Below are 10985 nucleotides of genomic sequence, written 5' to 3'. Positions count from 1 at the left end.
CCGCCCCGCGCGGGCTTTGTTGTTATTCCTATTCCCGTTTTTCCCCGACCACCCTCAATCCCCTTATAAAACCTGAACGCCCTCCGAACCTGCTAGATTCGCAAGTCTCGTCCCCCACGGAAGGCCCCGGCAATGCCCATCCACGAATGGCTCAGCTTCACCCTGATCGCTCTACTCGTCACCCTGACCCCCGGCCCCGGCGTAATCATGGCGCTCTCCAACTCAGTCGCCTACGGCCCAAAGCGCGCAATGCTTGGCTCGTTCGGAAGCGCTTGTGGGCTGTTGATTATCTCCGCCGCAACCAGTGCGGGCCTTGGCGTAGTGCTTCAGGCTTCGGCCACGGCGTTCTTGCTGTTGAAGGTGTTGGGCGCCAGTTATCTGATCTATCTGGGCATAAAGCAGTGGCGCAGCCGCACCAGTGCGTTCGACAAGCTGGACAGTCCGACAAGGCGGGTGTCGAGCAACAAGCGGCTGGTGTTGAATGGCGTGGCGGTAGCGCTCACCAACCCGAAAGCGATTCTGTTCTTCGCAGCGTTTTTGCCGCAATTCATTCGTCCGGGGCAAGATTCGGTCATGCACTTGGGCATGCTGATCCTGACGTTCGCGATGTGTTCGATCCTTTCCCACGCGTTTTACGTGACGCTGGCGCAGATGCTGCGGCGGCAGTTAGCGGCGCCGAATCGGGCACAGTTGATGAATCGGTTGTTTGGGGCGTCGTTCATGGCGTTGGGTGGGAGTTTGTTCACGGTTCAGGCCAAGGTGGCCTGACGCAGCGAATCTGCGATCAGGTGTAGGAACCTGCTAGTAAACGTGGCGCGCATTGAGCGTCCCATCATGGCGGCTGTGTGCGGGCAGGCTTCGGCGTGTCCGGGTTCCAAGGTTCCCGGTAGACCTACCCCGCACACAGTTGCCACTCAATCCCGTAGGAAGGACGGTGGCGGCTTCACGCTCAAGCCTGGAGCATCATGCATGCTTATCCGCAGCCCGAGCCGCAACCCCGGGAAACGTCAGCTCCACACAAAGCCCCTTGCGCCCCCTGTTCGAAATCAGCAAAACCCCGCCCAACCGCCGGCTGATCATCTCGACGATGGACAGGCCAAGGCCGGCGCCTTGCGGGTTCGCATCGCTGTAGAAGCGGTCGCACAGGCGCCCCAATACTGCTTCGCTGACGCCGGGGCCTTCGTCCAGCACTTGCAGCACCACGTTCTGTTCGCCGCTGCGGCGCAGGCGCACGCAGACTTCGCTGTGGGCGGGGGCGAAGGTCAGGGCGTTGCTGATCAGGTTTTGCAGCATGATGGCGACGCAGGCCGGGTCGCCGAGCAGGTGTTGGTCTTCTTCGCCGTCGAGTACCAGTTCCACGTCGCGTTTGAAGGCCAGGGGCGCCAGTTCGGCCAGTTCCTCGCGCACCAGTGCGGTGAGGTTGAGCGGGTGCTGGGGTTTTGATACCGGTTCCAGGCGGGCCATGGTCAGCAACTGGCTGACGATGCGCGTTGCGCGGCCAACGCCCTGTTGCAGAAACTCGAGGGCTTCGGCGCGTTCTGCCTCGCTGTCTGCCTGCCGTGCGTTGCGCACATGGATGTCGAGGATCGCCAGTGGCGTGCGCAGTTCGTGGGCGGCATCGGCGATGAAGCGGCGTTCGCGTTCGAGCAGGGCGCGGACTTGGCTCAGCAGCCGGTCCAGGGAGTTGCGCATGGGCTCGAGTTCCTGGGGCAGGGGGCCGACGGCCAGCGGCTCGAGGCTGTCGACCGGCCTGGCGCGTACGTGGCGTGCCAGGCGCTGCAAGGGGGCGAGGCCCCAGCCGAGCAGTGCCCAGATGATCGCGGCCAGCAGCGGCAAGCCCATCAGCAGGGGAAGCAGTGCGTGCTGGACGATTGTCTGGATCAGATCCTGACGCACATCGTCGCGCTCACCGACCCAGATACGCAGGCCCTGCACGCTGTCGGCCAGCAGCACGCCACACCAGTCCTGGCCGTCGATGATGAAGTCGTGAATGCCCGGTTGCGGCAGTTGCTCCAGCTGCGGTGCGTCTTCGGAGCGCACCAGCAGACGGCCGTCCGGCGCCCATATCTGAAAGGCCAGGTTGATTTCGTAGGGGTGAGTGAGGATGCCCTCGCCCGAGCGGTTCAGTGCGCCGTCGAGCGCGGCGCCCAGTTGATTCCAGTCGGTCTGCTCGGGGCTCTGCGTCTGCAGCATGCCTTGCAGCAGGCGAGCGCCTTGCACCAGTTGGGCGTCGTAGACCTGCTCGATCTCGCGGTGGCTATCGCGCAGAACCAGCAGGGCCAGGGCCAGGGTGCCGAGGATGACCAAGGCGATGGTCGGGGCGAGGATACGTGTGCGGATGGCGATCATCAGGGGTGGTCCACCACATAACCGACGCCGCGGACGGTGCGAATGAAGCTGCTATCGAGCTTCTTGCGCAGGTTGTGGATCATCACTTCCAGGGTGTTGCCCTGGCCGCTGTCTTGCCAGCCATAGAGCGCGCTGCTCAAGCGCTCGCGGGTGACCACCACACCGGGGCGGCTGAGCAACTGGTGCAGCAGTTGATATTCCATGGGCGTCATGGGCACGGCATTGCCTTGGTAGCGCACTTGCTGGGTGGCCGGGTTGAGGCTCACGCCGGCATGCTCGAGCAGCGGTTGCGCGCGGCCTTGGCTGCGTCTGAGCAGGGCGCGTGTGCGGGCCTTGAGTTCGTCGAGGTCGAAGGGTTTGATCAGGTAGTCGTCTGCCCCGGCGTCAAGGCCTTGGATGCGGTCGGCCGTGGCATCGCGTGCTGTAAGAATCAGCACCGGCACGTCGTTACTCTGCCGCGAACGGAGCTTGCGCAGCACCTCCAGGCCATCAAGCCCCGGCAACCCGAGGTCGAGCAGCACCAGATCGAACGGCTCGCAACGCAGCGCATGCTCGGCCGCCAGGCCGTCCGCGACCCAGTCCAGCCGGTAGCCTTCACGGCGCAGGGCTACGCGGATGCCCTCTGCCAGGGCCGTATCGTCTTCGACCAGCAGAACGCGCATCGACACTCACCTCGGATAGTGGAATGGGGCCATGATCGCCATCCGCAATCTGCGGGCCAGAGGCAAGATATTGCAAGATATTACCTACTAAGAGTTCTTTAAGGTTCGCCCAGCACTGTAGGTAGCCATCAATCAGGAGGTCTCTCCCATGCGCTACATCGTGCTCCCCATGCTGCTGCTGGCCAGCTCGCAGGTATTTGCCAAGATTGAATGCACCACGGCTGACCGCTCTACCTGGCAGGACCCGGAGCGCTTCCAGGAACAGCTCAAGGCGCAGGGTTACCAGATCAGCAAATTCAAGATCACCGAAGGCAACTGTTACGAGATCTACGGCTTCGACAAAGACAAGCGCAAGGTCGAGATCTACCACGATCCGGTCACGGGTAAAGCGGTGAAGACCGAGATCGACGAGTGATGACGGCAGCGACGATACGCCTGTGGGATCCGTTGATCCGCCTGTTCCATATGTCTATCGCCGCTGTCTTCGTTGGCAATTACTGTTTCAACGAGGCTGGCGATGACTGGCACCGCTGGCTGGGTTATTACGCAGCCACCTGGCTGGCGATACGCCTGGTGTGGGGTTTCATCGGGCCACGCAGTGCACGCTGGGCTGACTTCTGGCCGACGCCGCAGCGCGTGCGCGAACAGGCCATGGCCTTGTTGCGCGGCCACGATTGCCACCGACTTGGCCACTCGCCCATTGGCGGGCTGGTGATGCTGCTGATGATGGCGGCGATCGCTAGCCTGGCGATTTCCGGTTACCTCATGCAGGAAGTCGACGCGCTATGGGGCGCTGACTGGCCAATGACGATTCATAGCGTCAGTGCCGACACGCTGCTCGTGCTGATCATCGTGCATGTGACCGCAGCGCTGTTCGAAAGCGTGCGCCTGCGCGAAAACCTGCCCCTGTCCATGCTGACCGGTCGCCGCCGACCTCTGCCAAAAGATCGATAAGTCTCCCTCCAGGACACCCGCATGCACCTTTCCCTAGCGCTTCCCCGCCCGACCGGGGGGCTACGTCCGTGGCTCAACCTGGCTGCTCTGGCAACGCTCAGTTGCGCCTTGTTGTTGCTCGATGACTTTCTCCAGCAGCTGTACACCTCCAACAACCGCGCTGAACTGGAGCTGAGCTATGTCATCGTGCTCTGGCTGTTCAGCGCAGCGCTGTGGCTCGGCAACCTGCGTGCGCTGACGGTTGGGGTGTTGCTGCTGTTCGCGGCGATGCAGCTCATGCAATTGGCCAACATCAGCTTCTTCGGTGAACCGCTGAGTGCCACCGATATCCAGTCGTTGCTCAATGATCCGGCCGAGGTGAGTCAGACGGCGCGGCACAGCCTGGCTCAGCACTGGCCGGCGCTGTTGTGTGTGGCTTTGCCGTACATGGCGCTTCTGGTCCTGCATGTGAGGCTGCCTGGCCGCGTCGCGCTTCCGGCCAGCCGCTGGGCACTGGTGTTGATCGCGCTGGTGCTGCTGGCCAAACCCTACCGTGCCACCTATCGCAACCTTGACTCCTTCGCCGCCAGCCCGAATCGCAGCGCTCTGCACAATAGCCTCAACGTATTTTCGGCCTGGTCGGTGCGACTGGCGTTCCGCGATGGGGTCGAACTGCCGCCGACGCCGTACGCGCCGTACCAGCTGAGCGCCGTGCCGAGCACTGCCAAGCATGTCTGGCTGGTGGTGGCCGACTCGCTGCGCACTGACCGTCTGGGGCTGTTCGGCTATGAACGCAACACCACGCCGCAGCTTTCCAGCTACCTCAAGCAGCACCCCAGCGCCTTCGTCCGTCCAGGCATCGCGGCGGGTGTGGCCACCGATGTCAGCCTGCCGTATCTGCTCAACCCGATTCGTGAGCCCGGCAAGGACCAACTGCTGCGCACCGGCCAGGTCAACCAGTTCCGTTTCGCCCAGCAGGCGGGTTTTCGCACCCACTGGATCTCCTCGCAAGAGTCCAAGCTGCTGGCGCATCTGGGCAGCCGCTATCTGGATGTTTCGATCACCCGTGAAGATCACCCGCTGCGTTTTCTCCAGCGCCAGGACCGCGCCTTGCTGGATGTGCTCGATCAGCAGCGTTGGGCCGAGCGCAACTTCGTCGTGCTCAACCTGCGCACGGCGCACCTGCCTTATGCGCAGAACTACCGGCATGAATCACGCCCCATGCCATGGCCCGACAGCGGCCCGGACGGGCAGAGCAACGCCTACGACAACTCGATCCATTACCTCGATAGCCTGCTGGGGGAGGTTATCGCCGACTTCGACAAGCTCGAGGGCGAGCGCTACCTGATCATCACCGGCGATCACGGCCAGCGCCTGGGGGAGGGCGGCTACTGGGGGCATAACGACCTGGTGCCGGAAGTCAGCAACATACCGATGATCGTGGTGGCGCGTGATGCGCCGGAGCAGGCCATGAACGAATTCGCCCGCGAACGCTGGATCAGTCATTACGAGGCCGGTCAATGGCTGGCCGCCCGGCTGGGAACGCGAATTGACAACCCCAACCTGCGCGCCGATGAATATTTCGTGCATGGCAAGCTGCTGTTTACCGACAACTTCATCCAGCGTGTCTGCGAAACGCCGGGTGGTCTGGTGCATCAGGCGCCGGAGCAACTGAGCATGCTGCTGGTCCAGCCGCCAGCAAGCAGTTGTCTTGAAAACGCAGGAAAAGGATGAGGCCTGGGCAACGAACATTCATCACTCAGGCCAGGCAACGCCTCCTTCAATAGGTGTACTTGACCACCCCCGTCACACTCCGCGGCGCCCCATACACCCCGGCGCTGGTGGTGCTGTAGTAACTGCGGTCGAACACGTTATCCACATTCACCCCCAGCGTGAAATGCTCGTCGATGGCGTAGCGGGCCATGAGGTTGGTGATGGCGTAGCTCGATTGTTGGTAGTAGCCCAGATCGACCCCGGTCTTGCTTTGCCAGTTGACGCCGCCACCGAGGGTGAGTTTGTCGAGAGGGGCGGGGAGTTGGTAGGTGGTGAAGGCTTTGAAACTATTGCGCGGGATTTGTGTGGCGATGCGTTTGTCGTTGGAGTCGGTGCTGACGCTGTAGGTGTAGCCGCCGGCCAGTTGCCAATTGTCGGTCAGTTGGCCGTCGAGTTCGATTTCCACGCCTTTGGTGGTGGTGCCTTCTTCGCCAAGGTAGGCCTGCCAGCCGGTAGGGGTGAGGTTGTCGCCATCCATGACGGCGAGGTTGTCTTGCTGGAGTTTGAACAGGGCCAGCCGGGCGTTGAGGGTGTCGTCGTTGAAGGCGGCTTTGATGCCGGTTTCATAGCCAGTGCCTTCCAGCGGGCTCAGGTACGAGCCGCTGGTGGTTTGCAGTGACTGTGGGTTGAAGATTTTCGTGTAGCTGGCATATACCGACCAGGTGTCGTCAAGGTCGTAGACCACTCCGCCGTAGGGGATGAATACGCCGCTCTCTTTGCGCGAGACCTTGTTGTAGTAACTGTCATCGAAGTAGCGGGTTTCGTCGGATTGTTTCCAGTCGATCACCCGGCCGCCGAGAATTACCGTCAGGTCGTCGGTCAGGTGCAGGCGGGACGTGAGGTAGGCGGCATATTGAGTTTCCTCAAAGTCTTGTACGCCGTACTTGCGAAACTCAGGTTTTGCCACATCGCCGCGCCACGCGTGGGCGTTGCCGAGGGTGCCATCGTAGTCGCCGCCTGGACGAATCCAGCCGCCGTAGTCAGGCGCGTCGTTGTTCTGCAAGTGGGACAGGGTCACGCCGGTGATCAGTTCATGTTCGCGGCCGAGCAGTTGGAACGGACCGGTCAAGTAGGCGTCGAGGGCGTCCTGTTTCGGGTGGCCCTTGAACTTGTTGGGCATCACGTAGGCGCCAAGGCCAGTCGTGCGGTCGATGTCGCCGGCGAAGTAGACGATCTCGGAGTCGTACTGGTTTTCGTTGTGGCTGTATTCGACCTTGCCGCTCCAGCCGTTATCGAAGGTGTGTTCCAGCGAGGTGAAGAAGGTGGTCTGCCGGTGGTCGTAGTAATTCCAGTTGGCTGCGGTGTTGAACGAGCGCTTGAAATCGGTCTTGCTACCGTCGCTGTACTTGAGCGGGAAGCCGCTGCGCGGCGGTTGCTTGGTGTGCACGGTGAGGTAGCTGAAGCCTGCGGTGAGCAGGGTGTTTTCACTCAGGTCGAACTCGCTGATGCCGTAGACCAGGTTGCTGTCTTGCTTGTAGCGATCGACCCAGGCGCGTTCGCTGTTGTAGTCGAGCACCAGGCGGCCACGCACCGCTGCGCTGGCGGTGAGCGGGCCGGAGACGTCGACCGTGCTGCCATAGCGGTCCCAGTTTCCGGCTTCGGCGCTGATCTGCAACTGCGGCTCGAAGGTCGGGCGCTTGCGGATCAGGTTGATGGTCGCGGAGGGCTCGCCCATGCCGCTGATGAGCCCGGTGGCACCGCGGACCACTTCGATGCGGTCGTACATGGCGGTGTTCTGGGTGTAGTTGTCCAGGCGTGACGAGGTGGGTACGCCGTCGATTTCGTAGTTGTTGATGGCGAAGCCGCGTGAGTAGTAGCTGTCGGTATCAGCGCCCAGGCCCTCGCGCACCACGGTGATGCCCGAGGTGGCTTCCAGCGCGTCGGTGAGGTTGGTCAGGCGCTGGTCCTGCATGCGCTGCTGGGTGACCACCGAGATCGACTGCGGCGTTTCCTTGATCGGGATGTTCAGGCGCGTCGAGCTGCTGGACGACTGGCTGGTGTACGAGCCGGTGCCCTCGGTGATGGAGCCAGGGGCCTTGCCGGAAATGGCGATGGCCCCGAGGTCGAGCACGCCGGCGATAGGCGCGGCGGGCTCGATCTGGTAGCCGTCGGCGCTGGCCCGGGCGACCAGCCCGGAGCCGCTCAATGCCTGAGCGAAGCCGGCGTCGACGGTGAAGCTGCCGCGCACGCCAGGGCTGCTCAAGCCGTACACCTGGCTTGACTGAAACGAAATCGGCGCGCCGCTGGCCTGGGCATAGCGGCTGAGCACTTCGCCCAGTGGGCCGGGGGCGATGTCGTAGCGCTGCACGGTCTGCTCGGCGAGGACGCTCGCCGGCAGCGCCAGCGGCACGCTGAACAGCGCCAGGCGGATGGCCAGGCACAGGCTGCGCGGGGTGGAATGGGGCTGCGCTCGAGTCGGCGAGTTCATCGGGTGAGTACTCCTGTTGGTGTTGGCCAAGGGAGGACGCACAACATGGGAAAACACGAAACGATTCTCGAAATTATTTACCCACCGCTGCAGATTTGAGCGAAACCCGGGTAATCCACGGCGTGTACTGGCTGACTTCGATGGGCAAGGTGCGTTGCAGCAGGCGCAGTGCCTGGCGCGGATCGTCCAGCGGAAGCATCACCGTGACTCGCAGGTCCAGCAACGCAGCGCGATCGGCCAGCAGCACGCCCGGGTAGTGCCGGGCCAGGCGCGTCAGCACTTCATTCAGCGGCTGATCGACCGCCAGCAACTGGTGCGCGTGCCAGGCGTGTTCGAGTGGCTGCGCCTGCACCGGTTCGACCGTACCGGGGCCTTCGGGGCTCAGGCGAATGCGCTGATTGGCGGTCAGTTGCAGGGTGCGTCCGCCGCTATCGATGGCAGTAGTCGACTCGAGCATGGTCACCAGGGTAGCGTCGTCCTGGCGCTCGACCGTGAAGCGGGTGCCCAGCGCACGCACGCTGCCGTGCGGGGTCACCACGCGCAACGGGCGCGGGTCCTTGGCGACCTCTACCAGTACTTCACCGCGTAGTAGCTGGACACGTCGCTCGCCGCCATCGAACTTCACATCCACCGCCGAGTCGCCATCCAGATACAGTTGGCTACCGTCGTCCAGTTCGCGCTCCAGCCAATGGCCGCTGCGGGTGCTGAGGTCGGCGAATAAGTAGCCCTGTTGATACGAGTTGGTAGCGAACCAAGCGGCGGGCAACAACGCCAGGGCCAGTGCCAGTGCTTTCACGCGCCCCGGGCGTGGCGTTCGCGGCGCCTGGCGCAAGGCGTTGCGGGCGGCGTGTGCAGGCAGCGTGTACAGTGCGCCGAGCTGGCCTTGCAAACGAGCTGCAGCGGCAGCGTGGGCTGGCGATTGGCTTAGCCAGGCGTGAAAACGCGCCTGTAATTGAGCATCGCTGGAACCGTCCAGTTGCACCAGCCAGTTCGCGGCTTCGCGTAGGACCGCGTCGTTGATCGCCTCAGGCATCGTGCACCTGCATGGCCGCGTCGCAGGCGAGCATGGCCTCGACCAGGTCGGCCTGCACGGTGCGCACCGTGACGCCATGGTGGCGTGCGATGTCTTCCTGGCTGAGACCTTCCAGGTGGCGCAGGATGAAGCTCTCACGCACCCGTGGCTTCATCCGTACCAGGGCGCGGTCGATACGTTCGAGCAGTTCGATGGCTTCGAGGATGTGTTCCGGAGCGAAGGCCTGCTCGGTGTGTTCCAGGCTCTGTTCCAGAGCTTCCCGGTAGGCCTGCTCCAGGCGCAGCCGGCGACCGTTGTCGATGAGGATGCGCCGGGCGACGGTGGCGAGAAACGCTCGCGGCTCCCGCGGTGTTTCGTAGCGTCCGGCGCTGAGCAGGCGGTAGAAGGTGTCATGGGCGAAGTCCGATGCCTGGTGCGGGCAATGCAGACGCCGCCGCAGCCAGGCCACCAGCCAATGGTGGTGGCCGGCGTAGAGCTGGGCGATGTCGTCGGCAGCGGAAGTGGAGGGTCGATCCATGACGAGGGCTACAAATGAGAATGACTCTAAGTTATCACTTGTGCCGTGTGACTGCCACGGTGGGTCGCCAGGCTGGCAGAGGTTTATCGCCCTGGCCTTTGCCGGCATCCCAGTTGTGGGTTGGTCTTGAGTAGAATTCAATACCAGAGCAAATGAACATGAGCACCGCTAAAGATTCTCTGAAATCGTTTCATTAGCCCCGCTTCCCTTCACCCCCCTAAACTGCCGGCCAATGACCGACGCTGCGTGCCACAAGCGCGCAGCGTAACGACCTTCTTCCGCATTCAAGGTGCCAGGCCGACATGAGCAGTGAGTTCACTTTCGCCATCAAACGCATTGCCTTCGATGAGCATTACCAGCCATCGGGCAATACGCGTATCACCACCAACTTCGCCAACCTGGCGCGGGGCGCTGATCGGCAGAACAATCTGCGCAACACCCTGCGCATGATCAACAACCGCTTCAACGCCCTGGCCAACTGGGACAACCCCGAGGCGAATCGTTATTCGGTCGAGCTGGACATCGTTTCGGTGGAAATGAAAGTGGCCGCAGGCAGCCTCGAGCATCAACTGCCGCTGATCGAAATCCTTAAGACCGCAGTGATCGATCACCGCACTGGCGAGCGCATTGACGGCATGGTCGGCAACAACTTCTCATCGTACGTGCGCGATTACGATTTCAGCATCGTACTGCCTGCGCACCATCAAGCGCAGTCGGCGTTGCCGGTGCCGGAAGACTTTGGTGTGTTGCATGGCAAGTTGTTCAAGTCGTTCGTCGAGTCCGAGGCGTACCGCGCGCACTTCCACAAGGCGCCGGTGATTTGCCTGAGCGTGTCGAGCACCAAGACGTATCACCGCACCGACAATCACCACCCGGTGCTGGGTGTCGAGTATCGCCAGGATGAATACTCGCTGACCGACGATTACTTCCGCGAGATGGGCCTGACCGTGCGCTACTTCATGCCGCCGGGCAGTGTCGCGCCGCTGGCGTTCTATTTCTCGGGCGATCTGTTGGGTGATTACACGGCGCTGGAGCTGATCAGCACCATCAGCACCATGGACACGTTCCAGAAGATCTACCGGCCGGAAATCTACAACGCCAACTCGGCTGCCGCCGCCTCGTACCAGCCGAGCCTGCGCCATGAGGACTATTCCCTGACCCGTATCGTCTACGACCGGGAAGAGCGCAGCCGCCTGGCCACCGAGCAGGGGCGCTTCGCCGAAGAGCATTTCATCAAGCCGTATGGCCCTGTGCTGCAGCAGTGGGCTGCGAACTACGCGCGTTGATCGA

The 10985-nt window shown here is 62.6% G+C and carries 10 protein-coding genes; 5 read left to right on the top strand and 5 right to left on the bottom strand.

Annotated elements, in window-relative coordinates:
• Positions 1 to 132 precede the first annotated feature (132 nt).
• Positions 133 to 768, top strand: a complete 636-nt coding sequence (locus tag LK03_RS02155; RefSeq protein ID WP_038410878.1) for a LysE family translocator — start codon at positions 133 to 135, stop codon at positions 766 to 768.
• A 195-nt stretch (positions 769 to 963) separates the two neighbouring features.
• Here LK03_RS02155 and LK03_RS02150 read toward each other — a convergent pair whose 3' ends face one another.
• On the bottom strand, positions 964 to 2349 hold the full coding sequence (locus tag LK03_RS02150; RefSeq protein ID WP_049870409.1) for a sensor histidine kinase: 1386 nt from the start codon (positions 2347 to 2349) through the stop codon (positions 964 to 966).
• Entirely contained in the window at positions 2349 to 3011 is a 663-nt protein-coding gene (locus LK03_RS02145) for a response regulator (RefSeq protein ID WP_038410877.1), read from the bottom strand. Before LK03_RS02145 ends, LK03_RS02150 begins: the two co-directional genes overlap by 1 nt.
• 148 nt (positions 3012 to 3159) lie before the next feature.
• On the opposite strand from LK03_RS02145, the gene LK03_RS02140 reads away from it, so the two are divergent.
• Genes LK03_RS02140 through LK03_RS02130 form a run of 3 tightly spaced genes read left to right on the top strand, consistent with a single transcriptional unit; the run spans position 3160 to position 5678 of the window.
• Entirely contained in the window at positions 3160 to 3426 is a 267-nt protein-coding gene (locus LK03_RS02140; RefSeq protein ID WP_038410876.1) for a PepSY domain-containing protein, read from the top strand.
• The gene (locus tag LK03_RS02135; protein ID WP_038410875.1) at positions 3426 to 3965 is read left to right on the top strand and encodes a cytochrome b/b6 domain-containing protein; all 540 of its coding nucleotides are present in this window, start codon (positions 3426 to 3428) and stop codon (positions 3963 to 3965) included. Before LK03_RS02140 ends, LK03_RS02135 begins: the two co-directional genes overlap by 1 nt.
• Before the next feature lie 21 nt (positions 3966 to 3986).
• Positions 3987 to 5678: a phosphoethanolamine transferase gene (locus tag LK03_RS02130; RefSeq protein WP_038410874.1), complete on the top strand. Its 1692-nt coding sequence runs from the start codon at positions 3987 to 3989 to the stop codon at positions 5676 to 5678.
• Between the two features lie 46 nt (positions 5679 to 5724).
• Here LK03_RS02130 and LK03_RS02125 read toward each other — a convergent pair whose 3' ends face one another.
• The 3 genes from LK03_RS02125 to LK03_RS02115 all read right to left on the bottom strand — a co-directional run bounded on the left by LK03_RS02125 (position 5725) and on the right by LK03_RS02115 (position 9695).
• A complete protein-coding gene (locus LK03_RS02125; protein ID WP_038410873.1) occupies positions 5725 to 8145 on the bottom strand; it encodes a TonB-dependent siderophore receptor in 2421 nt (806 codons plus the stop codon).
• A gap of 73 nt (positions 8146 to 8218) precedes the next feature.
• Positions 8219 to 9178 (bottom strand): FecR family protein, encoded by a 960-nt coding sequence (locus LK03_RS02120; RefSeq protein WP_038410872.1) that lies wholly within the window; start codon positions 9176 to 9178, stop codon positions 8219 to 8221.
• On the bottom strand, positions 9171 to 9695 hold the full coding sequence (locus tag LK03_RS02115; protein WP_038410871.1) for a sigma-70 family RNA polymerase sigma factor: 525 nt from the start codon (positions 9693 to 9695) through the stop codon (positions 9171 to 9173). The genes LK03_RS02120 and LK03_RS02115 overlap by 8 nt, the downstream gene beginning before the upstream one ends.
• A 302-nt stretch (positions 9696 to 9997) precedes the next feature.
• Between LK03_RS02115 and LK03_RS02110 the strand changes: the two genes are divergently transcribed.
• The gene (locus tag LK03_RS02110) at positions 9998 to 10981 is read left to right on the top strand and encodes a DUF1852 domain-containing protein (protein WP_038410870.1); all 984 of its coding nucleotides are present in this window, start codon (positions 9998 to 10000) and stop codon (positions 10979 to 10981) included.
• Positions 10982 to 10985: the final 4 nt, after the last annotated feature.

The organism is Pseudomonas cremoricolorata (assembly GCF_000759535.1).
Lineage (GTDB): Bacteria > Pseudomonadota > Gammaproteobacteria > Pseudomonadales > Pseudomonadaceae > Aquipseudomonas > Aquipseudomonas cremoricolorata_A.
This window is presented reverse-complemented; position numbering and strand designations above follow the sequence as displayed.

What these genes read in the sequence shown, in the direction of transcription:
- LK03_RS02125 (WP_038410873.1), bottom strand. Translation starts at nt 8,145, where the DNA reads ATGAACTCGCCGACTCGAGCGCAGCCCCATTCCACCCCGCGCAGCCTG.
- LK03_RS02115 (WP_038410871.1), bottom strand. Translation starts at nt 9,695, where the DNA reads ATGGATCGACCCTCCACTTCCGCTGCCGACGACATCGCCCAGCTCTAC.
- LK03_RS02135 (WP_038410875.1), top strand. Translation starts at nt 3,426, where the DNA reads ATGACGGCAGCGACGATACGCCTGTGGGATCCGTTGATCCGCCTGTTC.
- LK03_RS02155 (WP_038410878.1), top strand. Translation starts at nt 133, where the DNA reads ATGCCCATCCACGAATGGCTCAGCTTCACCCTGATCGCTCTACTCGTC.
- LK03_RS02120 (WP_038410872.1), bottom strand. Translation starts at nt 9,178, where the DNA reads ATGCCTGAGGCGATCAACGACGCGGTCCTACGCGAAGCCGCGAACTGG.
- LK03_RS02150 (WP_049870409.1), bottom strand. Translation starts at nt 2,349, where the DNA reads ATGATCGCCATCCGCACACGTATCCTCGCCCCGACCATCGCCTTGGTC.
- LK03_RS02145 (WP_038410877.1), bottom strand. Translation starts at nt 3,011, where the DNA reads ATGCGCGTTCTGCTGGTCGAAGACGATACGGCCCTGGCAGAGGGCATC.
- LK03_RS02110 (WP_038410870.1), top strand. Translation starts at nt 9,998, where the DNA reads ATGAGCAGTGAGTTCACTTTCGCCATCAAACGCATTGCCTTCGATGAG.
- LK03_RS02130 (WP_038410874.1), top strand. Translation starts at nt 3,987, where the DNA reads ATGCACCTTTCCCTAGCGCTTCCCCGCCCGACCGGGGGGCTACGTCCG.
- LK03_RS02140 (WP_038410876.1), top strand. Translation starts at nt 3,160, where the DNA reads ATGCGCTACATCGTGCTCCCCATGCTGCTGCTGGCCAGCTCGCAGGTA.